This window comes from Stenotrophomonas sp. YIM B13575 (assembly GCF_042787595.1).
Lineage (GTDB): Bacteria > Pseudomonadota > Gammaproteobacteria > Xanthomonadales > Xanthomonadaceae > Stenotrophomonas > Stenotrophomonas lactitubi_B.
On sequence record NZ_JBHZOP010000090.1, the window covers coordinates 1 to 23,628 of the forward strand.

The following is a 23,628-nucleotide window of genomic DNA, read 5'->3' on the forward strand; positions in this document are numbered from 1 at the left end:
GGTGTGGGTTGGCAGGACCGTTGGCGCCATGGATGGCGCCATCGAGCCCCCAAGGATGGGTTTACGGCGTGTCCTGCCAACCCACACCGACCCGCCCAACCAACAGACAACCCAGAGCCGGCTGTTGCCCTTGCTGTTGCTGCTGCCTTGGCTTCGGCCTCTGCGGGTGCCGGGCGCAGCCCGGCCGACCCACTCCGTTTGCGCATGTAACCGCTTACAGCAATTTTCCACAAAGGGTCATTTGTAAGACACGTCGCTGCCATATTGCGCAGCAACATGCGTCGACACGTCGGCCGTGCTAAAAATCGCCCCGCCCATCGCTTAGATCGATCCAAGACGACAGCGCGATGGCCCGGAGTTGGGGAGCAAGACAGGACGTGCCGCGTCATCCGCCAAGCGCTCGTTGCATCTGCACGGCGAAGGCAAGATCGGCATCACGAATTAGATCGATTCAAGTTTCCGCGTCAGTCAGTCACCGGATCAATCCAGGAGAGAGGGAGAGATGGCAATGAAGCAATCAACACGTACGCAGGGCCACGACGCGTTGTCGCTGGCCATCGCGCTGGCGCTGGCCGCCGCCGTCGCTCCGCTTGGCGCTTCCGCGCAGCAGGCGGCAACGACCGGCGCGCAGGACGCCACCACCCTGGACAGCGTCCAGGTCACCGGCTACCGCTACGCGATCGAAAAGAGCCTGCAGCAGAAGCGCGACGCCAACGCCGTGGTCGAAGTGATCACCGCCGAGGACGTCGGCAAGTTCCCCGACAAGAACGTGGCCGACGCGCTGCAGCGCGTGCCCGGCGTGGTCATCACCCGCAGCGGTGGCGAAGGCAAGTCGGTCAGCGTGCGCGGCCTCGCGCCCGACCTGACCCTGACCCAGTTGAACGGCAACTTCGTCGCCTCGTCGGAAACCAACAACGAAGCCACCCGCTCGTTCAACTACACCCTGCTGCCGTCGAACATGCTGTCCAGCGCCGAGCTGTTCAAGTCGCCGGAAGCGCGCATCGACGAAGGCGGCATCGGCGGCACGGTGATCCTGCACACCCGCCGCCCGCTGGATATGGAAACCAATTCCGGCTACGTCAACCTGGAAGGCACCTCGTCCGATACCAGCCACGACGTCGACCCGCAGGTGTCGGCGCTGTACTCCTGGCACAGCAAGGACGAGCGCTTCGGCGTGCTGGTCGGCGTGACCCAGCAGAAGCGCACCAGCCGCACCATGGAAGCCAGCACCGAGGACTACCAGTGGTACGGCAACAACACCACCGCACGCGATGCCAACGGCAACCTGCTGGAACAGGACGGCATCCACTACTGGTGGGGCCAGTCCGGCTTCAACAACCAGACCGGCAAGAACTACAGCGAGTTCTTCATGCCGACCTCGGTGAACTTCGCGGTGAAGGAAGAGAAGCGCGAGCGCAAGGGCGGCCAGCTGACCTTCCAGTTCAAGCCGATCGACAACCTCACCCTGACCGCCAACTACTTCCGCTTCGAACTGCAGGGTGATTACACCCAGAACATGCTGAAGGTGCCGGAGTGGAACCTGGCCCGTTACAACCAGGACGGCAACTGGGATGGCGGCCGCCTGCTCAACGGGCTCAGCTTCGACCCCAGCGGCAGCATCGTCACCGGTGCACAGTACGAAAAGCTGGCCGGCAAGACCTACTACTGCAGTGAAGACGAAGCCGCAGCGGCCGGCATGAAGCCCGGTGGCTGGGGCCCGGACGACTGCACCATCCCCACCCCGCAGCTGACCGGTGGCTACAGCAAGGAAAAGGCGCTCTCGCAGACCGCCGACCTGACCATCGACTGGGACATCAGCCCGCTGTGGAAGGCGTCGTTCACCGGTGGCCGCACGTGGTCCGAAGGTGGCCCGTCGATGAACTTCCGGATGTCGGCCAAGCCGCGCCGCAAGGTCGGCAACCAATGGCAGTCGGGCAACCAGTACACCGCGTGGGACCTGACCGGCACGCCGTCGGTGCAGTTCTCGCCGGACCTGCAGCAGCAGTTGATGGCCGGCATCGCCGAAGTGGACACCGGCTCGACCGATTCGTCGTGGATGCAGACCGAGGTCAAGCAGAACTACTTCCAGGCCGACGTCACCAAGCTGTTTGAAGCCGGCTGGCTGGACTCGATCCAGTTCGGCGCCAAGTACCGTGACGGCCAGGTCCACCGCAACACCGGCAACACCTACTGGGTGTGCCCGGGCCTGGATCCGGCCGACTATGACAACAACCGCTACCAGGCCGGTTGCGATCCGACCGCCGGCAATGCCCAGCCGGGTTTCTTCCTGTCCAATCCGATTAGCAACATCACCGGTGGCTTCAACGCCAACGTGTTCCCGGGCATCAACTACCCGGCCTACATCGATTACCTCAACAAGACCTACGGCGGTTCCCACAACCGCACCGAGGAAGACTTCGTCTACGACGTCAACGAGAAGATCTACTCGGGCTACTTCCAGGCCAACTTCCGTACCGACCGCGTGCGCGGCAACGTCGGCGTGCGCGTGGTGCGCACCAAGCAGTTCGCCCAGTCCAGCGATTCGGTCGAGCGCTTCAACGACTACTTCGTGGACAACGCCAGCGGCGCACCGATGAGCTGCGATGATCCGGCCGCCGATCCGAACCTGCGCTGCCAGGGCGGCTTCGTGCGCCTGCCGGACAACCAGGTCCGTGACAAGGTCTACACGCTCAGCTCGCTGGACAAGACCTACACCGACTTCCTGCCCAGCTTCAACATCGCCTGGGACATCACCGACAACCTGGTGCTGCGTGGTGCCGCATCGAAGGTGATCGCCCGCCCGAGCTACACCTCCATCGCCTACCCGGGCGGCCTGCGCTACGTCAGCGAGGAATACAGCAACGACCGCCGCGTCGCCGGCGGCACCGACACCCCCGGCTGGTACGGCTCGGGCAGCAACAAGGCGCTGGAGCCGTTCGAGGCCGTGCAGTTCGACCTGGGCCTGGAGTGGTACTTCAAGCCGGGTTCGGTGGCTGGCGTGGCACTGTTCCGCAAGAACGTGGACAACTTCACCGTGCCGGTGGTGCGCGACCAGCAGATGACCGTTGGCGGGCAATCGGTGACGGTGCAGAAGTATGAAACCCAGGCCAACGGCCGTGACGGTGTGTCGCAGGGCGTGGAACTGTACGGTCAGTACACCTTCGACTTCGGTCTGGGCGTGCAGGCCAACTACACCTACAACGACACCAACCTGGCTTCGATCGTGCTGGATGGCGAAGAGATCGGTTCCTCGCCGCTGGTGGGCAGCGCCAAGAACCAGGCCAACGTGACCGTGTTCTACGAGAACGAGAAGTTCCTCGCACGCGCCTCGTACAACCGTCGCGGTGAAGTGGTCGGCGGCCTCAACAACGGCCTCACCACCTACACCAAGCCCTACGACCAGCTCGATCTGAACGTGGCCTACAACCTGACCCCGGACTGGACCGTTACCGCCTCGGTGCTCAACGCCACCAAGTCCGAGCTGCGCAGCTATCTGGGCAACGACAGCCAGGCCCGCCTGCTGTCCAACATCTACGCCGGCCGCCAGCTGTACTTCGGCGTGAACTGGAAGTTCTAACGCAATAACCCCGCCTGCGCGCGGGGACGATCCTCCACGGCAGCCGCGCTGGTACAGGTGGCTGCCGTTTTTTGTTCAGCGTATCGCTTGACCCTGCCATCGTTGGAACGTGCACACTGGCTCCACCCCCAGAGCATCAAAGGAGCTACAGATGGAATTCCATGTGGAAGGCATGACCTGCGGTGGCTGCGCACGCAGCGTGACCAAGGCGATCGAGCTGGTCGACCCGGCAGCGACCGTGTCGGCCGACCCGGCCAGCCGTCGCGTGCAGGTGCAGACCTCGGCCAGCGAAGCGCAGATCGTCGCGGCGCTGATCGAAGCGGGTTTCCCGCCGCGTACGGCCTGATCACGCTGCCGATTGCATGAACGATGCCCGCCCTGTGCAGCTGCCAGGGCGGGCATTTTCTTTTCCATCTGTCTTGGTCAGGTCCTGCGCGCGCGCCTGCGTACTGCCCCTGCGGGTGCTGCAACCGGCGCAGCGCCCTCTTCGCCTTCACCCAACCGCTGCAGGATCGGGCACTCGGGGCGATCATCACCAGCGCAGCAGCTGATCAGCGATTTCAATGTATCGGCCATCTGCCGCATGTTCTCGATGCGCTGTTCCAGGTCATCGATGTGCTGCTCGGCCAGGCGCTTCACATCCGCGCTATGCCGCGACGTGTCGTTCCACAGGCCCAGCAGGTCGGTGATCTCGGCTACCGAAAAGCCGAGATCACGCGCGCGGCGGATGAAACGCAGCCGATGCACATCGGCCTGCGAATAGGCACGATAGCCCGCACCGGTGCGGTCAGCCTGCGGAATCAGGCCGATCTGTTCGTAATAGCGGATCATCTTGGCCGACACGCTGGAGGCCTTCGATGCTTCACCGATGTTCATGCAATCGCTCCTTCACTGGGCCGCATGGGAGGCGTCCGCCATCGGCGCCTGGAAGCGCCGCAGGCGCAGCGCATTGCCGAGTACGAACACACTGGACAGGGCCATGGCACCGGCGGCGAACACCGGCGACAACAACACGCCCCATACCGGATACAGCGCACCGGCCGCGACCGGGATCAATGCGGTGTTGTAAGCGAAGGCCCAGAACAGGTTCTGGCGGATGTTGCCGATGGTCGCCTTCGACAGCGCGATGGCATTGGGCACGCCCTGCAGGTTGCCGGACATCAGCACCACGTCAGCCGATTCCACCGCAACGTCGGTGCCGGTGCCGATCGCCAGCCCGACATCGGCCTCGGCCAGCGCCGGCGCATCGTTGATGCCATCACCGACGAACGCGATCTGACCGTAAGCCGCCTTCAGCCGGCGTACCGCCTCCACCTTGCCTTCCGGCAGCACTTCGGCCACCACTTCATCGATGCCGAGCTGACGGGCGATGGCCTGCGCGGTAGCAGCGTTGTCACCGGTGATCATGGCCACCTTCAGGCCAAGCTGGTGCAGGGCGGCAATGGCGGCCGGCGTACTCGGCTTGATCGGATCGGAGACTGCGATGATCGCCGCCAGGCGGCCATCAAGGGCGGCATACAGCGGCGACTTTCCCTCGTTGCCCAGGCGCTCGGACAATGCAGCGAACGCACCGATATCCACGCCCAGCGAACGCATGAAACGATCGGCGCCCACTTCCACGCGTGCGCCATCGACGGTGGCACGCACGCCCATGCCGGTCACCGACTCGAAATCAACCATCGCCGGCAGCGCGATGCCCTGCTCCGTCGCCGCCTCGACGATGGCGCGGGCGATCGGGTGCTCCGAGCGCGATTCCACCGCTGCCACCCGTGCCAGTACCTGCGCGCGATCGAAGCCGTCGGCGATCTCCAGGTCGGTCAGCAGCGGGCGGCCTTCGGTCAGCGTGCCGGTCTTGTCCACCGCCACCACCTTGGCGTCCTTCAACAACTGCAGCGCCTCGCCCTTGCGGAACAGCACGCCCATCTCGGCACCGCGGCCGGTGCCGACCATGATCGAGGTCGGCGTCGCCAGCCCCATCGCACACGGACAGGCAATGATCAGTACGGCAACTGCATTGACCAGCGCGAAGGTCAGCGCCGGCGACGGCCCGAAGATCAGCCACACCAGGAACGTAACGAGGGCCGCCAGCATCACCGCCGGCACGAACCACAGCGTCACCTTGTCGACCACGGCCTGGATTGGCAACTTGGAGCCCTGCGCCTGTTCAACCAGACGGATGATCTGCGCCAGCATGGTCTGCCCACCCACCGCCGTGGCACGCAGGGTCAGTGCGCCCTTCTGGTTGACGGTGCCGCCGACCACGTTGCTGCCGGCCGACTTTTCCACCGGGATCGGCTCGCCGGTGATCATCGACTCGTCGACGAAACTGCGACCTTCAGTCACCTCACCATCCACCGGCACGCGCTCGCCCGGACGCACCTCCAGCAGATCGCCCAGCAGTACCTCGTTGATCGGGATGTCGACAATGCGACCCTCACGGCTGACGTGCGCCACCTTGGCCTGCAGGTTGACCAGGCGCTTGATCGCCTCTGACGTGCGGCCTTTCGCGCGCACTTCCAGGAAGCGGCCGAGCAGGATCAGCGCGACGATCACCGCCGCCGCTTCGTAGTAGACATTCACCGTGCCCGCCGGCAGCAGGCGCGGCATGAAGGTGGCCACGACCGAATAGCCGAACGCCGCAGCGGTGCCCACCGCCACCAGCGAGTTCATGTCCGGCGCCAGGCGCAGCAGCGCCGGGAAGCCCTTCTGGTAGAAGCGCCGGCCGGGAATGGCCAGGACCAGCGTGGTCAGCACGAACTGCAGGTACCAGCTGGCCTGGATGCCGATCGTGGACATCACCCAGTGATGCATGCTGGGGACCAGGTGCGAGCCCATTTCCAGCACGAACACCGGTGCTGCCAGCACGCTGGCCAGGATCAAGTCACGTTTCAACGCCACCCGCTCGGCATCCTTCTTTTCCGCCGCTTCCTCGTCGACCTGGGTGCCGCCATCGAGTGCGTGCGCCGCGTAGCCGACCTTGTCGATCGCCGCCACCAGTGCGTCGATGCCGGCGACGCCGCGCACGGTCGCACGTTCGGTGGCCAGGTTGACGCTGGCCTGGCTGACGCCCGGCACCGCCAACAGCGCACGCTCCACGCGGCCGACGCAGGACGCGCAGGTCATGCCTTCCACGGCCAGTTCGGTGGTCGCAGCCGGCACCTCATAGCCCACGCTTTCCACCGCCTGGATCAGGGCGTCGCGGTCGACCGGGCCAGAAGAGCGGATGTCCGCACGCTCGGTGGCCAGGTTGACCGACACGCTGGCGACCCCCTCGACCTTGGCCAGGGCCGCTTCGACCCGGCCGACACAGCTGGCGCAGGTCATGCCTTCGATCGGCAGGCTGAGGGTGGAAGCCGTCCCGGGGACGGCGGTAATGCTGGAGGTGCTCATGGCCTGGTTTCCCTGGTTCCATCTGGAGAGATGACCAGCCTAGACCTTGCCATCGTGGGAAGGTCAAATCCACCCCGCCCGGCCAACGGCCCATCCACGCATGGCGTGGATCTACAGTAGAGCCACGCCGGCGCCGCCATCCCTCAGAACGTGAACACATACTCCAGCGCGAACTCACGCCCCACCGCACCGAGCAGACGCGTCGGGGCGAAATCGTAGTCGACCTTGTACGGGTCCTTGTGGTTCCAGCTGGTGGCGTTGAACGCGTTGTTCACGTACAGATTGACCTTCATGAACTCGGTCACCTGGTAGCCGACGTTGAAGTTCCAGGTAATGAACGGCCCGACCCGGCCGTAATAGCGCGCCGTCTGCTGCCCGGCGTTCGGGTTCGTATTGGCCGATCCATCCGGACGCGTGGCTGGCTCCAGGCAGTTCAGCGACGGGCTGTCGCTGGGTACGTAGCCATCGGCGAACGGCAGGCAGCCGCCAGGGTTGTCCAGGCGGTCGGTGCCCCAGTGGTAGCGCACACCCGGCACCGAGCCGATGCGGTCGGCATACACGTTCGCGTTCCAGTTTCCTCCCTGCCAGGCCAGGCTCGCGCGCAGCTTGCTGCGCAGGTCACGGTCGCGGCGCTCGGGGTTCGGGTCGTTGGCGTAGCGCTGCTCCTTCGTGGAGATCTGGTTGGTGTAGTTCACCCCCAGCTGGAAGCTGCCCCATGCGGCCGTCTCCAGCCGATAGCGCGCGCTCAGATCGATACCACGCACTTCGCGGCTGGCCAGGTTGAACGGCCCGCGCTCGATCGACACCAACCGTCCGCTGCTGTCACGATTCACCCGGGCCAGGATGCCGGCGCAGTAAGCCTCACCCGCCGGATTCGCCCACGGCGTACCGTCCATGTTCTTGCCGGTCAGGCAGCCGGCCTCGCTGGCCAGCACTTCGTCCGCACCGACGTCGACGATCATGTCTTCCAGCTTGATCGCCCAGTAATCCGCGCTCATCGACAGGTTCGGCAGTACGTCCCAGACGAAGCCGACCGTCCACGAATTGCCGGTCTCCGATCGCAGCAGCGGCGTACCCCGACGGTTCACGTCGAACGCGTACCAGACATCGGTATTGCCCACGCCGCAGTTGTTGACCAGATACGCGCCGCTCTCGATGCAGCGCAGGCGGTCGTAGGTCAGCACTTCGGAGCTGCTGGCCTGGCCCAGCAGGTAGTGCATGTCCGGCGCGTGGAAGCTGGTCGCGTAGGAGCCGCGCACCAGCAGCGACTCGAACGGACGCCATTCCAGGCCAGCGTTCCAGGTGGTTTCCTTCTGGCTGCCGACATCCAGCGCCTCGCCGCCGCCGTCGGCCTTGTAGCTGCCATAACGGTCGTAGCGTGCCGCAGCGGTGGCGATCAGGCTGTCGGCCAAGGGGATCTTGAACTCGACACCGGCCGAATAGCGGGTGCGCTCACCACCACCACGATCCACGTTCTGCAGGTCGAAATCGATGCCAGCGCGCGGATCCGGGCTGAGGTGATAGCCCTGCTTCGCTACTTCGGCCACCGCCGCGAACGAGATCGGCCCGGCCCAGCCCTGCAACAGTTCACCGGTGATGTCGGCCGAGGCCTGGTTGACGTAGGAGGACGCGCGATTCTTCGCGACGGTGCCCATCTGCCAGTACTGGTCCGGGGTGATCGGGTTCCACCAGCGCGACTCGTTCAATGCGTAGATGGCCTCACCGTCGCCGGTGGTGCCCAGCCGCGGGCCGAGGAAGAAGTCGTACGACTTCTGTTCGTCGACCACGTTCTGCCGCTCCTCGACGCGGTAGTAGGAACGTCCGACCGTGGCGCTCCAGTCGAAGCGATCGGCCAGGCGACCACGCAGGCCTGCGCTGATATCCCACGACAACTCGCGGTTGGTATTGCGCAGCGTGTCCAGGCCACCGACTTCGTCCGGGGTGAACTGGCGCACGCCGAGCACCGGGCGATTGCGGTTGGCGTCCCAGTAATAACCGTTGGCATCGTCGATCAACGAAACACTGGGTGGGTTGGTGCCCCAGATCGCCTCGGACCGGTACACCGCCAGGTTGCTCCAGGCCTGCAGGCCATCACCGAAATCGAAGGTGCCATAGAGATTGCCCGACACGTTCTCCGAGCCACCGGTCAGCAGCCAGTTGGCGTAGTCGGCGCTCATGCCGCACAGGCGGCCGGTGTTGCTCACTGTATTGGCGTTGTAGTTGTAGACCAGCCGATCGGCGGTGTAGTACTCGCCAGCGAATTTCTCGCAGGTGCCGTCCGGCGGTGCCAGGCGCTGGCCTGTGCTCGGGTCGATCAGCGCCAGGCCCGCGGTGGGACGGAAACCGACCTTGCGCTGTTCCATGTTCCAGGACGGGTACAGCGCATCGTCAGCGTCGTCCATCTGCGGTCGGTCGCGGCCGAACAGCGGATCGCGCTTGGTGTACTGCAGTGCGTAGGTCACGCTCCAGTTGTCGCCGGTCTTGCCGCCCGCCCACGAAAGATCCCAGGTATCGCGGCCGCCTTCGGTGGAGGTACCACCGCGCACGCGCACTTCGTCGCCGTCGTAGTTGGTCTTCAGGATGACGTTGACCACGCCGGCGATGGCGTCCGAACCATAGATCGCCGACGCGCCGCCGGTCAGCACTTCGATGCGCTCTACGGCAGCGGCAGGAATGTTGCTGTAGTTGGAGAAATTGGTCTCGCCACCATAGGGCAGCGGGTAGTCGGCCACGCGGCGGCCGTTGACCAGCAGCAGGCTGCGGTTGGGCCCCATGCCGCGCAGGTTCAGGCCGCTCGCGTTGGGCGTGTGCGAGCCCCACTGCGATGCCGCTTCAACGGTGCCGGTCGCTTCGGTGAGCGTCTTCAGCGCGTCGTAGACGGTGACGAAGCCTTCCTTCTGGATCTGTGCGGCGGTGATCACGTTGACCGGGGCCGGACCTTCGACGCCGGCGCGCTTGATGCGCGAACCGGTAACGGTGACGGCATCGAGGTCCTTGGTAGAGGACGTGGTCGCTTCCTGTGCGCCCGCTGCGAAGGGCAGCAAGGCAAGCACGAGGGCCTGGGACAGCAGATGACGACGGTTGCGGACGGACTGAGCCATGGGTGGTTGCTCTTGGATGGTGGGCGCGCGGTCGGATGGCGATCCCGGGCGTTGAATCGATCCATCTCGATTCGATCACCCTCCCCTGTGGATCGATCCAAACTAAAGCACAGCTGAACCACGCCCGGCATGCGGCGACGCAGCAACGCGCTGCAACATGTCGCTATCGGCTCCTGGTGTCGAGAGAATTCAACGGGTTGAGAAACATCGCTGAGAGAACGGCGCACGAAGCGATGACAAGATTGCGACAAACGCGCGCGGAACGGTTTTGTCCGTCTTCAACGACTTCCAAGGTCCGGTGGGTCTAGAACAAACCACCCATCGCGGAGCGCGTAGTGGCTCGATGCGTTGCCTCCGGGTCCGATACCCCACCACTCGATGGTGAACCCGTCGTCCTGCCAGGTCACGGAAGAAAAGTCGGATTCACTGCCGGGGCTTCCCGAGTTCAGACTGGCGAGGGACACGGTCTCCAGGCAGCTGCTGATCACTACACTGCCGCGTTCGATGGGCTTCGGCCGGGTCAATTCGTAAACGAACAAATGGATCTCGCGCCCCGCGCCACAGCGGCCCGTCGGATTGGAGGGGTTTGAATCGAACACCTGATACAGCGCCCGAAAGCGTTTGTTTCCAAGCATATGTACGCGAGTGTCGACGAACGCCCCTGTAGCAGAGGGTGCCAGCGTCACCCCGCTCAGCACAGCGCCGGTGCTGCTTCCCTCCGGACCGGCCGCCTTCCAGATCAACACTGGTGGCTGTCCTTCATCTGCAGCTATTGCGGCGATTGGCAGCAGACAGAGAAGTAGCAAGAGCAGTCGAGGCATGCGGAAGGAGGATCGTTGCCACAGGGAGTTGGACCCCACTGTCGACAATCCTTACTTGATCGTCCATTCGGAAACACGGATGCCCCTGCATTCCGCAGTTTGGCGGACGGACTGTCCATCCGCGCATGTCAGAAGCGTCACTTTTCGGCAACGGGTGCGCGTTCGGCAATGGGGTCGGAGCCCTTCTGCGAAGGGATCCGACCCCGGGCGACGGTCAGCCGTCCAACGCCTGCCGCAGTGCGGCCACGGTCGTGGTGGCGGTCTGGCTCCAGTCCGGATCCAAACCGCGCAATGCCGGGTTCTGGAACTGCATGGCGGAGCGCCGCAGGCCCTTGGCCGAGGCGTGAAGTTCGGTACAGCCGCTCCGTCGTGCGACGGCGGCGATATTGGCCGGGCCCAGCCCCGCGCCGGCCATCACACTGATGCGCCCCGCCGCCTGCGTGACCAGACCTGCCAGCACATCCGCGCCGGCCTCGGCGCTGACCTGGCCGCCCGAGGTCAGCACGCGCTGGCAGCCCAGCCCGATCACCTGCTCCAGCGCGGAGGGCAGGTCACGGGCGGCATCGAACGCACGGTGGAAGGTCACCTGCAGCGGGCCGGCCGCCCGCACCAGTTCCAGGCACAGCGGCCAATCGATGTCGCCCTGTTCATCCAGCGCACCGATCACCACGCCGTCGCAGCCCAGCGCGCGGCACTGCGCGATATCACGCAGCATCAGCTCGGTTTCCAGCGCGTCGTAGTGGAAATCACCCGGGCGTGGTCGCACCAGCACGAACAACGGAATCTGCAGCCGCTCGCGGGCTATGGCGATGCTGGCAAACGACGGCGTAGTGCCGCCCTCAGCGAGATTGTCGAACAGTTCGATGCGGTCTGCGCCACCGGCCTGCGCGGCCAACGCCGAAGCCACCGAATTGCTGGCGACCTCCAGCGTGCGGCGCACGTTCACGCCTGCGTGCTCGCATAGATCGACGGCGAGTCGCGCAGGTCATCCTGGCGCTGCGCGTCGCACACTGCGTAGACGAAGCCGCGATGCAGCGCATACGCACCCACCTCGCCCTGCTTGTTCATTGCCAGGAAACAGACCTGCAGCGTGCGGCTGGCTTCGGGGCGCTTGCGCACCACGCGGTCGATCGCCTCGCGGCAGGCCTGTGCCGGCGAGCGCCCCTGGCGCATCAGCTCGACCACCAGGAACGAGGCCGCGTTGCGGATCATCTCTTCGCCCACACCCGAGGCGGTGGCGGCGCCCACTTCGTTGTCCACGTACAGGCCGGCGCCGATGATCGGGCTGTCGCCCACCCGGCCGTGCAGTTTCCAGGCCATGCCGCTGGTGGTGCAGGCACCGGCCAGATTGCCCTTGGCGTCCAGTGCCAGCATGCCGATGGTGTCGTGGTTGTCGCTGTTGCCGGGTAGACCGCGGCGCTCGGCATTGATCTGCGGCGCGTACTTCTCGGTCTTCAGCCATTCGCGCCACGCCGCTTCGGCCTTCGGGGTCAGCAGGTGCTGGCGCTCGAAGCCCTGCTGCACGGCGAACTGCTGGGCGCCCTCGCCCACCAGCAGCACGTGCGGGCTTTTCTCCATCACTTTGCGGGCCACCGACACCGGATGCAGGATGTCGACCAGCGCAGCGACCGCGCCACAGCGGCCGTCACCATCCATGATGCTGGCGTCCAGGCTCAGCACGCCGTCGCGATCCGGGTTGCCGCAATGGCCGACGGTGGGGTTGCACAGCTCACTCTCGGCCCAGCGCGCGCCCGCTTCCACCGCATCCAGCGCGCTGCCGCCCTGCGCCAGCACCTTCCATGCGGCCTGGTTGGCCGGCACGCCGAAGTCCCAGGTCGAAACTACCCTGGCGCCGCCCTGCGTGCGCGCCTGCACGCCCGGCAATGCCGCCATGCCTGCGGCCAGTGCACCGGCCTGCAGGAACTGCCTGCGATCCACCATCGTCCCCTCCCAGTCTGCAATGCGCGGCCGGCCCGATGCCGGTCGCAGCGATCAGTCGTGCGTGGGTTGCCGTGCGGCGTGCCAGACCGCCGCGCCCAGCACACCCAACTGGCCATGCTCCACCCGCCACACCGGCACCTGGCGCAGCACCTCGGTCAGCACACCCTTGTTGAGGAAGCGCTCACGGAAGCGGCCATCGGCCAGGAAATCCTGCACATGCGCGGAAATGCCGCCGGCCAGGTACACCGAGCGCGCGCCGACGGCGATCGCCGCGTCGCCGGCCAGGCTGCCCAACCAGGCACAGAACACCTGCAGCGTCTCCACCGCCAGCGCATCCTCGCCGTTGCGGGCAGCACCGATCAGTGCCTCGGTGCTGGTCCACACCGGAGTGGCGCCGCGCAGTTCGCACAGGCACGGGTACAGGTTCATCAGGCCGCTGCCGGACAGCACGCGCTCGTTGTCGACGTGCGTCCAGCGCTGCAGCAGCTTGCCCAGCACCTGCAGCTCGAGCGCATTGCCGGCGCCGAGTGCAGCGTGACCGATCTCGCTGGCCAGCACCGGGCGCTCGCCATCGGCGAAGCGCAGCGCGGCGCCCAGGCCGGTGCCGGCGCCCAGCACCAGCGCCGGGAACGCCTGCGCCGGATCGGCATCGCCGTTCAACGGCACCAGGGTCTCGGGCCGCAGGTAGGGAATGGCCAGCGCCACCGCCTCGAAATCATTGATCAGCTGCAACTCGTGCAGCCCGGACTGCGCGCGGGTAGCCGACAGCGAGACCGTCCAGGGCAGGTTGGAATTGATCAGCACATCGCCATCGAGCAGGCCGGCAATGGCCACCACCGCGGTCTGCACCGGCTGGCCGAGGCCAGCGGTGAAATCGGCAATGATCGCGGCCAGGCTGGGATGCTCGGCACAAGCATAGGTGCGATGGCCGCCAAGCAGCGGTGCCTGGCCGGGTTGCGTTTCCGCCAGCGCGAGGCGGGCGAAGGTGCCGCCGACATCGGCAACGACAAGACGGCGCGGAAGACCGCCGCGGGCGGAGTCGGAGGAAACCGGGGACGCTGCTGCGATGGTCACGCTGGCCTGCTTGGATCGATTGAATCGCCCCGATTCTCAGGCATCGGGGCGGCTTTGCCTAGCGCGCCGGTGGTTCAGGTTGGCCTACATGCCTTCCTGTTCGGCCACCTGCACGCCATCCACCAGCACGCGCAGGCGCTGCGGGCGGAAGCCGGCGAACAGCAATGGCCGGGTGCGTTCGACCAGCACTTCGTGGCCAGCGATGTGGCGCAGCCACGACTGTACCAGCGAGAACGAGAGGTGGGTGCCCGGATGCAGCGGATGCTGCACCCAGACCTTCTCGCTGGCGCTCCGCAGCATCATCGCGCCGGTGAACCAGTGGCGGCTGAGGGTCACCGGCGTGGTGCAGGCCATGAAGCGGATATCCATGCGGGGTCCTTTCGCTGGAGAGGCCTTGCGGCGTGTCAGGGCTGGGCAGTCTGCAGGCTGTAGCTGGTGGTGGCGGTGAACACCGCGCCGTCCGGCTGGGTCGAGCGCACCTCGACCTTGTGGCTGCCCACGGCCAGATCGGTCGGCAACGCACCACGCCACAGGTGCGGCGAAGCGGTGGCTTCAGGCGAACGATCGTAGCCGCGCAGCGTGGAGGCCAGATCGTCGGCGACGTTCTCCACCATCAGGCGCGGATCGGGCTGGCTGACCTGCTTCATCGGCTGCCAGGCGCCGCCATCGACGCGGTACTCGACCACGCTGGCGTCCTCGCCCATGTAGACGTTGGCATAGATGCCCCACGCCGGGTACGCGCCCTTGCGCAGCACCTTCGGTGCATGCAGGCCGATCTGCTCGCTGGCGGCTACACCGGCTACCCGGTACTGCAGGCGATAGCTGCCGTTCCCGGCCACGTCCAGCAGCGCATAGCCCTTCGGCGTGCCATCGCTCATGGTGCTGTCCGGTACGCCGGCGGCATTCTTAACGCCCGACCAGAACGCACCGCAGTTGGCACCGACGTTGTACTCGTGCAGCGGCCTGGCACCCTGCCAGCCGTCAGCCTTGCCGTGGTAGACGTGCTGCTGGGTGTGGCTGTGGCCACTGAGTACCAGCACGTTGCGGAAGTCCTTCAGCAGGTCGAACAGGCGCTGGCGGTCGGCATGGCGGAAGGTCTCGCGCCCCGGTGCCGCATCGAACAGCGGAATGTGCATGCCCAGCACCAGCAGGCGGTCCTTGTGCAGGCCCTTCAGATACGCAGCCAGGAAGGCGAACTGATCCTCGCGCAGGCCACCGACATACTTCGGCTTGGCAGTGGGGTCGTACACCACATCGTCGAGGAACACGAAGCTGGCACCGCCCTCTTCCACCGCATAGGTATCGGGGCCGTAGATGTTGCGCCAGCTGTCCAGCGATTGCGCGTCATTGGTCGCGTCGAAATCCAGGTCGTGGTTGCCGGGCACGTGGAACCACGGCACGCCGAGTTCGGTGGTGACCTTGTTGATCGCCGGGTACAGGGTCAGGTCGTCGTTGACGATGTCACCGAGCGTGGTACCCAAGCGGGCCTTGGTCTGCCCCACCAGCGGCGCCACGATCGACTGCTGGTAGTAGCCGATGTCCTGCAGGCTGGCGGTCTGCGAATCGGTGAACACCAGCATCTGGAAGCCACGGCGGCTGTCATGCCGGTCGTTCTGCAGCGCGAAGTCCCAGTTGCGGGCGACGTCACTGGTGGCCGCAATGCCGCCGTACTTCAGCGCAGGGGAACCGTTCGGCCGGTAGTGCCGCCAGAACGATGGCAGGCCGTCGGCGGCCTTCGGGAAGGAATAGGCATCAGGCTTGATCACGAAGACCGTCTGGCCGTCACGCACCGGCAGGCTGTAGCTGCCGTCGGCAGCGGTCTTGACGATGGTCTCGCCGTTGGAGACCTGTACCCCGGCCAGACCCGGATCGGTCGCACCGCGGCCGGGCTTGCCGTCACGCTCCAGATAGACCTTGCCGCTGACCACGGTGTCTGCGGCCCAGGCCGGCGAGGTCAGCAACAGGCAGCACAGCCAGGCGGCAGGCAGTTTCATGGGGGCGGTCCGGGAAAAAGAAGACGCCATATTGTAGGTGCGGACCGTTGGTCCGCACACCTTGTTCAACGATGGCGCTTTTCCAGCACGTCGCGCGCATCTTCCAGCGACAGCCCGCGCGCGCGCAGCAGCACCAGCAGGTGGTACAGCAGGTCCGAGGCCTCGCCCAGCAGTGCCTCATCGTCCTGCGCCACCCCGGCCAGCGCCGTCTCCACGCCTTCCTCGCCCACCTTCTGCGCGATACGGCGGATGCCGCCCTCGAACAGCGACGTCGTATAGCTGCCGGAAGGACGCAGCGCCTCACGTACCGCGACCAACTGGTCCAGGCCGCCAAGGAAGTCCTTCGGCGCACCATCGAAACAGCTCTCCGCCCCGGTGTGGCAGGTGGGGCCTGCCGGGCGTGCCAGCACCAGCAGCGTATCGGCATCGCAATCGACGCTGATCGACTGCACCGCCAGCACATTGCCGGACTGCTCGCCCTTGGTCCAGAGACGCTGCTTGCTGCGGCTGAAGAAGGTCATGTGGCCGATCGCCAGCGTCGCCGCCAGCGACTCGGCGCTGACGTAGCCCAGCATCAGCACCTGCAGGGTGTCGGCGTCCTGCACCACGGCCGGCAACAGCCCATCACCCTTGTCCCAGTTCAGCGTTTCCAGCGCCTGCGGCGACGGCCGCACATCAATAGACATCTCGTACCTCGATCTGCTGCTCGCGCAGGTAGCGCTTCAAGTCGGCAATGGCGATGGCGCCACTGTGGAATACACTGGCCGCCAGCGCACCGTCAACGTCGGCCTGGTCAAAGGCCTGGGCGAAGTGCTCCATCGCACCCGCGCCACCGGAAGCGATGAGTGGCACCTGGCACAGCGCACGCGCCTGCCGCAGCTGCTCCACGTCATAGCCGCGGCGCACGCCATCGCTGTCCATGCAGTTCAGCACGATCTCGCCGGCACCGCGGCGCTGCGCCTCGACGATCCAGTCCAGCGTGCGCAACGGCACCGCCTGGGTCTTGTCCGGATCGCCGCTGAAACGGCGCACGCGCCACTGGCCGTCGGCCTCGCGCACGGAGTCGACACCCACCACCACGCACTGCACACCGAATTCCTCAGCCAGTTCGCTGATCAGTTCCGGGCGGCCCAGCGCGGGCGAGTTGATCGAGATCTTGTCCGCACCCGCGAACAGCACGCGGCGCGCGGTCTCCACGCTGTCGATGCCACCGGCCACGCAGAACGGGATATCGATCAGGCGCGCGATGCGTTCGATCCAGGCCACGTCCACCGAGCGTGCCTCCGGGCTGGCGCCGATGTCATAGAACACCAGCTCGTCGGCGCCCTGGTCGCGATAGCGCTGGGCCAGTTCGGCGATGTCCCCCATGTCGACGTGATCGCGGAAGCGCACGCCTTTGACCACGCGGCCATCGCGTACGTCCAGGCAGGGAATGATGCGGCGGCTCAGCATGCCAGCGCCTCCGCCAGGTCCATGCGCTGTTCCAGCAGCGCCTTGCCGAGGATCGCGCCGCCACAACCAGCGGCCTTCGCCGCCGCCACGTCGGCCACGTCGCGGATACCGCCCGATGCCTGTACCGCCACGCCCGGCAGCAACGCCGCCAGGTGCTGGTACAGGCTGATGTTGGGGCCGGCCAGCATGCCGTCGCGGGCGATGTCGGTGCACAGCAGGTGGCGCATGCCGGCCTGCGCGTAGCGTTCGGCCAGGGCATCCAGGGTCACCCCCGCGTTTTCGGTCCAGCCGTGCACCGGCAACTGCCACTGCCCCTGCCCGTCCTGGCGCGCATCGAGGGCGATGGTCAGCCGTTCCGGGCCGAACTCGGCCAGCCAGCCGATCACCTGTTCGGGCTCGCGCACCGCCAATGACCCGATCACCACGCGGCTGGCGCCGGCATCGAGGATGCGCGCCACGTCGTCGCGGCCACGCACGCCGCCACCGGTCTGCACCTGCAGCGGGGTCTGCGCACGGATCGCGCCCAACAGCGGCGCCAGCGTATAGCCACCGGCACGTGCAGCATCCAGGTCGACCAGGTGCATCCACTGTGCGCCCTGCGCGGCGAACGCCTGCGCACGCGGCAACGGATCGTCGCCATAGTGGGTTTCCTGCGCGTAATCACCCTGGCGCAGCCGCACGACGCGGCCATCACGGATATCCAGCGCGGGATAGACGATGAAACTCATGCAGCGGTGCCCTCAAGGAAATTGCGCAGCATCAGCGAACCGGTATCGCCGGACCGCTCGGGATGGAACTGGGCGCCGAAGTAGCGGCCCTGCTCGACCACGGCAGTGAACAGGCCGCCGTGATCGCAGGCGGCGACGGTATGGCTGTTCAGCGGTGCAGCGTAGCTGTGCACGAAGTACGCACTGGCGCGCTCGGGCACCCCCTGCAGCAGCAGCGACGGGCGCAGCGGCAGCAGCCGGTTCCAGCCCATGTGCGGCACGCGGATGCCACAGGCCGGCACCAGCTTGCGCACCACCCCGGGGATCAATCCCAGCGTATCCACGCCGGCCTCTTCGGAGCGATCGAACAACAGCTGCATGCCCAGGCAGATACCCATCAGCGGCACCTGCAGCTGGCGCAGCGGCTCGACCAGCCCCTGCGCATGCAGGCGCTGCATGCCGGGGCCCGCCGCACCCACGCCAGGCAGGATCACCCGTTGCGCGCCGGCCAGGCCAGCGGGGTCGCGGACCAGGCGCACCGTGGCACCGAGCCGTTCCAGTGCGTAGCGCACCGAACCCAGGTTGGCGCCGCCGGCATCGATCAGCACGACCTCGCTCACAGCGCCCCCTTGGTGGTCGGCAACGCGGTGCCCTGCCGCGCAAGCGCAGGCCGCAACGCACGTGCCAATGCCTTGAAGCAGGCTTCAACCTTGTGGTGGTCGTTGTCGCCGCGCACCTGCAGGTTGAGATTCAGGCCGCTGGCATCGCACAGCGACCGGAAGAAGTGCGGGACCAGCTCGGTCGGCATGTCGCCCACACGCTCGCGCTTGAACTCGCCTTCGAACACGAAATACGGGCGGCCACTGAAATCCAGCGCAGCACTGGCCAGGGTTTCGTCCATCGGCAGGGTGAAACCGTAGCGGCCGATCCCGCGCTTGTCCCCCAGCGCTTCGCGCAGGGCCTGGCCCAGCGCCAGGCCGGTGTCTTCGATGGTGTGGTGTTCGTCGATGTGCAGGTCGCCCTCGGCGCGGATGTCCAGCGCGAAGCCACCGTGCTTGCCGATCTGTTCCAGCATGTGGTCGAAGAAAGGCAGGCCGGTGTGGATGTGCGCATCGCCGGCACGATCCAGATCCAGTTCGACACGGATCTTCGTTTCCCTGGTATTGCGCTGGACCACCGCCGTACGCGGCGCATCGGCCAGTGCGTGGGCAATGCCCGGCCAGTCCCACTCGCCGCCGAACTGTTCGGTGCGCAGCTGGAAGCCACGGATGTTGAGGTTGTCGGCGAACTGCAGGTCGGTGATGCGGTCGCCGACCATGCCCGAGCGCGCCCAGTCGATACTGCGATCCTGCAGGTAGGCGGTCATCAGGCCGATGCCCGGCTTGCGCGTCGGCGCGTTGTCTTGCGGCCAGCTGCAGTCGACCAGCACATCACGGAAAACGATGCCCTGGCTTTCGAAGATCTGCAGCATCAGGTCGTTCGGGCCATCGAAGCTGGCGCGCGGATAGCCTTCGCTGCCCAGACCATCCTGATTGGTGACGATCACGAACTGGTAGCCGGCATCGCGCAGCTTCAGCAGTGCCGGGATCACCTGCGGTACGAAACGCAGCTTCTCGTAGGCATCGATCTGGAAATCCGCCGGCTCCTCGATCAGGGTGCCGTCGCGGTCGATGAACAGGATGGGGGTCATGCCGCGGCCCTCCGTGCCGACAGGGCCGCAAGCACGCGGTCGTTCTCCTCGGGGCTGCCGATGCTGATGCGCAGTGCATCGCCCAATAGTGGCGCAGCGCGCTGGTCGCGCACCACCACGCCAGCGGCGAGCAGCGTGTCGAGCGCGGCCTGGGCATCGGCAAAGCGGACCAGCAGGTAGTTGCCTGCCGAGGCGTACACTCGGCGCACGCCGGGGAACCCTGCCAGCGCGGTACGCAGGCGCTCGCGCTCGGCAATGACCGTGGCCACGCGTTCGGCGGTGCGTGCCAGCGCGGCCGGCTGCAGTGCCTGCACGGCCAGCTCGGCGCACGGCGTCGGCACCGGGTATGGCGCCTGGCAGCGACGCAGCACGGCAATCAGTTCCGGCGCGGCGATCAGGGTGCCGATGCGCGCCGCAGCCAGTGCGTGCGCCTTCGACAATGTGCGCAGCACCGCCAGGTTGGCATGCGCGGCCAGCAGCGAGGTCGCCGAGGCGCGCTGCGCGTACTCGACATAGGCTTCATCCACCACCACCAGCGCCTGCCCACACAGGGCAACGGCCACGCGCTCGATCTCCGACAGCGGGATATCGCTGCCGGCAGGATTGGACGGCGCGCACAGGAAAACGAGCTTGGCGCCCTGCCCCTTGGCCGCGGCAATCACCGCATCCAGGTCCGTGCGCAGGCCCTCGCCATCATCAATCAGCGGCACTTCAATCAACGGCGCACCTTGCAACCGCGCGCAGACCGCGTACATGCCGAATACCGGCGGCGTTACCAGCACGCCATCGCGGCCGGACACGCACAGCGCCCGCACCAGCAGATCGATCGCCTCGTCGCTGCCACGGCCTACCAGCAGCTGTTGCGGCTGCACGCCGTACAGCGACGCCAGCGCGTCACGCAGCGCAGCCGGTTGCGGCTCCGGGTAGCGGCGGCTGCCGCCGGTGGCATCAGCCGGATTGGCCCACGCCGATTCATTCGCGTTCAACCACACCTCACCCTGCACAGCGCTGCTGCGCGCCGAACTGTAGCCGGCGAAGGCCTGCAGGTCCGGCCGTACCAGGGCCAGCACGCCGTCGATGTCCGCGCTCATGCCGCCACCTCCATGCGCAGCGCTACCGCACGTTCGTGCGCGTCCAGCCCTTCGGCGCTGGCGATGATGCGCGCGCAGCCGCCGATCGCCGCCAGCCCGGCAGCGCTGGCGCTCTGCACACTGATGAGATTCTGGAAACTTGCCACGCTGACACCACTGTAGGCACGCGCGGCACCGGCAGTCGGCAGCACGTGGTTGGTGCCGCTGCAGTAGTCGCCCAGGGCTTCCGGCGTGTAATCGCCGAGGAACACCGAACCGGCCGCCTGCACCTGGCCCAGCCAGTCGCGCGGCTCACGCAGGGCCAGGATCAGGTGTTCAGGGGCGTAGCGGTTGCTGATCGCAAACGCATCCGCCAGCGATTCCACCTGGATCAACTGCGACGCCGACAGTGCCTGGCGGGCGATGTCCTGCCGCGGCAGCAAGGCCACCTGGCGTTCCACTTCAGCCTCGACGGCGGCCAGCATCGCCGCGTCATCGGTCAGCAGCAGTACCTGCGAATCCGGGCCGTGCTCGGCCTGCGACAGCAGATCGGCAGCGACGAACGCCGGATTGGCGCCGGCATCGGCAATCACCAGCACTTCCGACGGACCGGCTGGCATGTCGATGGCGGCGGCACCGTCCTGTGCCACCTGCTGCTTGGCCTCGGTGACGAAACTGTTGCCCGGCCCGAACAGCTTGTCGCTCGCCGGGATGCTCCCGGTGCCATACGCCATCGCCGCGATTGCCTGCGCACCGCCCAGCTTGAACACACGTTGCACGCCGGTCAGGCGCGCGGCCACCAGCACTGCAGGATCGGCCGTACCGTCGGCACGCGGCGGCGTGCACAGCACGACCTGCGGGCAACCGGCCAGCTGCGCCGGCACGCCCAGCATCAGCGCGGTGGACGGCAACGGCGCACTGCCGGCCGGTACGTACAGGCCAACGCGACCGATCGGCCGCAGCATGCGCTCGCAGACCACACCCGGCGCGGTTTCCACTGCATAGCCCTGGCCCATCCCCGCCTTGTGGAAGCGGGTGATACGCTCCGCCGCCTCGACCATGGCCTGGCGCAAGGCGGCCGGCACGGCGGCTTCGGCGGCAGCGAACTCGCTGTCGCAGACTTCGAAATCCTGCAGGTCCACGCCATCGAAGCGCGCGGTGATCGCGCGCAGTGCGACGTCACCCTGTGTACGTACCTGCGCGATCAGCGCGGCCACCGCATCACGGGTCTGCTGCGCCACGGTCTGCACCGGGCGGGTCAGCGCCGCGCTGCGCGCGGCCTCATCAAGTTGCGACCAGATAAGACGATTCATGCCAGCGACCGCTCCACGCTCAGTACCATCAGGCCCTGGGCGCCGGCGCGCTCCAGTTCTTCCATGCGCTGCCAGGTCAACGGGCCGGGGCACATGGTCTGCAGGCGCAACGCACCGCCATCGGCAGGCAAACGCACCAACGGTTCGGCATCGGCCAGCAGCTGTGCCAGCGCGTCGACGCGGTCCTCGCTGGCGCGGAACATCAGCAGCTTGCGGTCCTGCCGCTGCACCACCCCGTCCAGGCGACGCAGCAGCATGCTGCGCAGGGCGCCACGGGCATCATCGGGAACGCGCACCGCACCGGCCAGCACGGCTTCGCTGTCGAGCAGGTTGTGCACCGGGGTGAGCTGGTTGGCACGCAGGGTGGCGCCGCTGGAGACCAGGTCACAGATCAGGTCGGCGGTGCCCAGGCGCGGCGCGATCTCCACCGAGCCGGACAGCTCCACCACCTGCGCATCCACGCCCTGCGCGGCCAGCCACTGCGTGAGGATGGCCGGGTAGCTGGTGGCGATGCGGGTGCCGGCCAGTTGCGCCGGCCCCTGCCATTGCCACTCTTCCGGCACCGCCAGCATCAACCGGCACTGACCGAAACCCAGCCCACGCAGCGCGTGGTAGCTATCCGGCAGGCCGATCTGGCGACGTGCAGCGGCCTGCTCCTCCAGTTCGTTGCGGCCGACGATGCCGAGGTCGCAGACGCCATCGGCAATCAGGCCGGGGATGTCGTCGTCGCGCACCAGCAACAGGTCCACCGGCAGCGACTCGCCGTAGCAGAACAGCTTGTCGCGGCTCTCGCGCCAGCTCAGGCCACAGGCGCTGAGCAGGTTGCGGGCGGGTTCGGCCAGCCGGCCACTCTTCTGGATGGCGATACGCAGCCGGTCTCGCGCCGGCGCTGCCTGGGTTGCACTCATGGGGGAGGTCTCGAAGTTCGGAACGGGGCGCGGATCAGCGCGAAGCAAGTCGGTCGACGGCGGCGGCATAGCCTCGATGGCCATGCTCGAGCGTGCGTGCCACCCGTCCGGTGGTGGTCACGCTGACGCCGGTGCGCTCGTGGATCTCGCGGTACGGCACGCCCTGCTGCAGCAGCGGCACCACCTTCCAGCGGTCGGCCATGGCTTCCAGCTCGGCCGGCGTGCACAGGTCACGCAGGAAGGCGACCACCTGTTCCGGCTCGCGCAGGGCGGCAAAGGCCTGGGCCAGGGCGTCCAGATCGGCTTGCGGGTCTTTGGCGGCGATGTCGGGGCGGGCTTTCACGGGCAGGACTCTTGCATCAATGTAATAGCGTGTTAGTACATTAACGCATTCTTGCGCGCTGCGTCAAATCGTGGGCTTTGGGGGTACGGCAGGGCTGCGCCCTGCACCCGCAGAAGCCGAAGCAACGTCAAAAGCTGGTTTCCTGAGGATTTGCGGGGCGGGTCCGGTTGAGGGGGACGCTGCAAGTACGTCCATGTAAGCTCGGTCGCCGCATCCATGCGGCTCACGCCCCCTCAACCGGACCCAC

At 66.7% G+C, this 23,628-nt stretch carries 20 protein-coding genes; 2 read left to right on the top strand and 18 right to left on the bottom strand.

From position 1 onward, the window contains the following. Positions 1-502: 502 nt before the first annotated feature. A complete protein-coding gene (locus tag ACFX4F_RS14640) occupies positions 503-3,577 on the top strand; it encodes a TonB-dependent receptor (protein WP_380656503.1) in 3,075 nt (1,024 codons plus the stop codon). Between the two features lie 151 nt (positions 3,578-3,728). Then, positions 3,729-3,923 (top strand): heavy-metal-associated domain-containing protein, encoded by a 195-nt coding sequence (locus tag ACFX4F_RS14645; protein ID WP_380656506.1) that lies wholly within the window; start codon positions 3,729-3,731, stop codon positions 3,921-3,923. A 77-nt stretch (positions 3,924-4,000) separates the two neighbouring features. On the opposite strand, the gene cueR is transcribed toward ACFX4F_RS14645, so the two are convergent. From cueR to ACFX4F_RS14735, 18 genes are all read right to left on the bottom strand, one after another. Next, entirely contained in the window at positions 4,001-4,453 is a 453-nt protein-coding gene (gene cueR, locus ACFX4F_RS14650) for a Cu(I)-responsive transcriptional regulator (RefSeq protein WP_099818316.1), read from the bottom strand. A 12-nt stretch (positions 4,454-4,465) separates the two neighbouring features. Beyond that, the gene (locus tag ACFX4F_RS14655; protein ID WP_380656510.1) at positions 4,466-6,967 is read right to left on the bottom strand and encodes a heavy metal translocating P-type ATPase; all 2,502 of its coding nucleotides are present in this window, start codon (positions 6,965-6,967) and stop codon (positions 4,466-4,468) included. A 143-nt stretch (positions 6,968-7,110) separates the two neighbouring features. After that, on the bottom strand, positions 7,111-10,068 hold the full coding sequence (locus tag ACFX4F_RS14660; RefSeq protein WP_380656513.1) for a TonB-dependent receptor plug domain-containing protein: 2,958 nt from the start codon (positions 10,066-10,068) through the stop codon (positions 7,111-7,113). Positions 10,069-10,346: 278 nt separating this feature from the next. After that, positions 10,347-10,814, bottom strand: coding sequence for a hypothetical protein (locus ACFX4F_RS14665; RefSeq protein WP_380656516.1), 468 nt, complete (start codon positions 10,812-10,814; stop codon positions 10,347-10,349). 289 nt (positions 10,815-11,103) lie between these two features. Next, positions 11,104-11,835 carry a copper homeostasis protein CutC gene (locus ACFX4F_RS14670; RefSeq protein WP_099818312.1) on the bottom strand — a complete coding sequence of 244 codons (732 nt, stop codon included), beginning with the start codon at positions 11,833-11,835 and terminating at the stop codon, positions 11,104-11,106. Further along, positions 11,832-12,830 (bottom strand): N(4)-(beta-N-acetylglucosaminyl)-L-asparaginase, encoded by a 999-nt coding sequence (locus tag ACFX4F_RS14675; protein ID WP_380656519.1) that lies wholly within the window; start codon positions 12,828-12,830, stop codon positions 11,832-11,834. Before ACFX4F_RS14675 ends, ACFX4F_RS14670 begins: the two co-directional genes overlap by 4 nt. A gap of 51 nt (positions 12,831-12,881) precedes the next feature. Beyond that, positions 12,882-13,904 carry a glucokinase gene (locus ACFX4F_RS14680; protein ID WP_380656522.1) on the bottom strand — a complete coding sequence of 341 codons (1,023 nt, stop codon included), beginning with the start codon at positions 13,902-13,904 and terminating at the stop codon, positions 12,882-12,884. A gap of 84 nt (positions 13,905-13,988) precedes the next feature. Continuing rightward, positions 13,989-14,273, bottom strand: coding sequence for a hypothetical protein (locus ACFX4F_RS14685; RefSeq protein WP_380656525.1), 285 nt, complete (start codon positions 14,271-14,273; stop codon positions 13,989-13,991). Positions 14,274-14,308: 35 nt separating this feature from the next. Next, entirely contained in the window at positions 14,309-15,898 is a 1,590-nt protein-coding gene (locus ACFX4F_RS14690) for a calcineurin-like phosphoesterase C-terminal domain-containing protein (RefSeq protein ID WP_380656527.1), read from the bottom strand. Between the two features lie 65 nt (positions 15,899-15,963). Further along, the gene (hisIE, locus tag ACFX4F_RS14695; RefSeq protein WP_380656530.1) at positions 15,964-16,584 is read right to left on the bottom strand and encodes a bifunctional phosphoribosyl-AMP cyclohydrolase/phosphoribosyl-ATP diphosphatase HisIE; all 621 of its coding nucleotides are present in this window, start codon (positions 16,582-16,584) and stop codon (positions 15,964-15,966) included. Continuing rightward, positions 16,574-17,350 carry an imidazole glycerol phosphate synthase subunit HisF gene (hisF, locus tag ACFX4F_RS14700; protein WP_099818308.1) on the bottom strand — a complete coding sequence of 259 codons (777 nt, stop codon included), beginning with the start codon at positions 17,348-17,350 and terminating at the stop codon, positions 16,574-16,576. The genes hisIE and hisF overlap by 11 nt, the downstream gene beginning before the upstream one ends. Beyond that, positions 17,344-18,078: a 1-(5-phosphoribosyl)-5-[(5-phosphoribosylamino)methylideneamino]imidazole-4-carboxamide isomerase gene (gene hisA / locus ACFX4F_RS14705; protein WP_380656534.1), complete on the bottom strand. Its 735-nt coding sequence runs from the start codon at positions 18,076-18,078 to the stop codon at positions 17,344-17,346. Before hisA ends, hisF begins: the two co-directional genes overlap by 7 nt. Continuing rightward, positions 18,075-18,677: an imidazole glycerol phosphate synthase subunit HisH gene (gene hisH / locus ACFX4F_RS14710; protein WP_312110295.1), complete on the bottom strand. Its 603-nt coding sequence runs from the start codon at positions 18,675-18,677 to the stop codon at positions 18,075-18,077. The genes hisA and hisH overlap by 4 nt, the downstream gene beginning before the upstream one ends. Beyond that, a complete protein-coding gene (gene hisB, locus ACFX4F_RS14715; protein WP_380656538.1) occupies positions 18,674-19,747 on the bottom strand; it encodes a bifunctional histidinol-phosphatase/imidazoleglycerol-phosphate dehydratase HisB in 1,074 nt (357 codons plus the stop codon). Before hisB ends, hisH begins: the two co-directional genes overlap by 4 nt. Next, entirely contained in the window at positions 19,744-20,838 is a 1,095-nt protein-coding gene (gene hisC, locus ACFX4F_RS14720; RefSeq protein WP_380656541.1) for a histidinol-phosphate transaminase, read from the bottom strand. The genes hisB and hisC overlap by 4 nt, the downstream gene beginning before the upstream one ends. Then, entirely contained in the window at positions 20,835-22,130 is a 1,296-nt protein-coding gene (hisD, locus tag ACFX4F_RS14725; protein WP_380656544.1) for a histidinol dehydrogenase, read from the bottom strand. Before hisD ends, hisC begins: the two co-directional genes overlap by 4 nt. Continuing rightward, complete coding sequence (gene hisG / locus ACFX4F_RS14730; RefSeq protein WP_099818302.1) at positions 22,127-23,038, bottom strand: ATP phosphoribosyltransferase; 912 nt, start codon at positions 23,036-23,038, stop codon at positions 22,127-22,129. The genes hisD and hisG overlap by 4 nt, the downstream gene beginning before the upstream one ends. A gap of 34 nt (positions 23,039-23,072) precedes the next feature. Next, positions 23,073-23,381, bottom strand: a complete 309-nt coding sequence (locus tag ACFX4F_RS14735; RefSeq protein WP_025874839.1) for a YerC/YecD family TrpR-related protein — start codon at positions 23,379-23,381, stop codon at positions 23,073-23,075. Between the last annotated feature and the right edge of the window lie 247 nt (positions 23,382-23,628).

Bases quoted from the DNA above. Each gene is read 5' to 3' on its own strand.
- hisG (WP_099818302.1), bottom strand. From the start codon at position 23,038: ATGAGTGCAACCCAGGCAGCGCCGGCGCGAGACCGGCTGCGTATCGCC.
- ACFX4F_RS14640 (WP_380656503.1), top strand. From the start codon at position 503: ATGGCAATGAAGCAATCAACACGTACGCAGGGCCACGACGCGTTGTCG.
- hisC (WP_380656541.1), bottom strand. From the start codon at position 20,838: ATGAGCGCGGACATCGACGGCGTGCTGGCCCTGGTACGGCCGGACCTG.
- ACFX4F_RS14660 (WP_380656513.1), bottom strand. From the start codon at position 10,068: ATGGCTCAGTCCGTCCGCAACCGTCGTCATCTGCTGTCCCAGGCCCTC.
- hisF (WP_099818308.1), bottom strand. From the start codon at position 17,350: ATGCTGAGCCGCCGCATCATTCCCTGCCTGGACGTACGCGATGGCCGC.
- ACFX4F_RS14685 (WP_380656525.1), bottom strand. From the start codon at position 14,273: ATGGATATCCGCTTCATGGCCTGCACCACGCCGGTGACCCTCAGCCGC.
- ACFX4F_RS14645 (WP_380656506.1), top strand. From the start codon at position 3,729: ATGGAATTCCATGTGGAAGGCATGACCTGCGGTGGCTGCGCACGCAGC.
- hisB (WP_380656538.1), bottom strand. From the start codon at position 19,747: ATGACCCCCATCCTGTTCATCGACCGCGACGGCACCCTGATCGAGGAG.
- hisIE (WP_380656530.1), bottom strand. From the start codon at position 16,584: ATGTCTATTGATGTGCGGCCGTCGCCGCAGGCGCTGGAAACGCTGAAC.
- hisA (WP_380656534.1), bottom strand. From the start codon at position 18,078: ATGAGTTTCATCGTCTATCCCGCGCTGGATATCCGTGATGGCCGCGTC.
- ACFX4F_RS14675 (WP_380656519.1), bottom strand. From the start codon at position 12,830: ATGGTGGATCGCAGGCAGTTCCTGCAGGCCGGTGCACTGGCCGCAGGC.
- hisD (WP_380656544.1), bottom strand. From the start codon at position 22,130: ATGAATCGTCTTATCTGGTCGCAACTTGATGAGGCCGCGCGCAGCGCG.
- cueR (WP_099818316.1), bottom strand. From the start codon at position 4,453: ATGAACATCGGTGAAGCATCGAAGGCCTCCAGCGTGTCGGCCAAGATG.
- ACFX4F_RS14690 (WP_380656527.1), bottom strand. From the start codon at position 15,898: ATGAAACTGCCTGCCGCCTGGCTGTGCTGCCTGTTGCTGACCTCGCCG.
- ACFX4F_RS14655 (WP_380656510.1), bottom strand. From the start codon at position 6,967: ATGAGCACCTCCAGCATTACCGCCGTCCCCGGGACGGCTTCCACCCTC.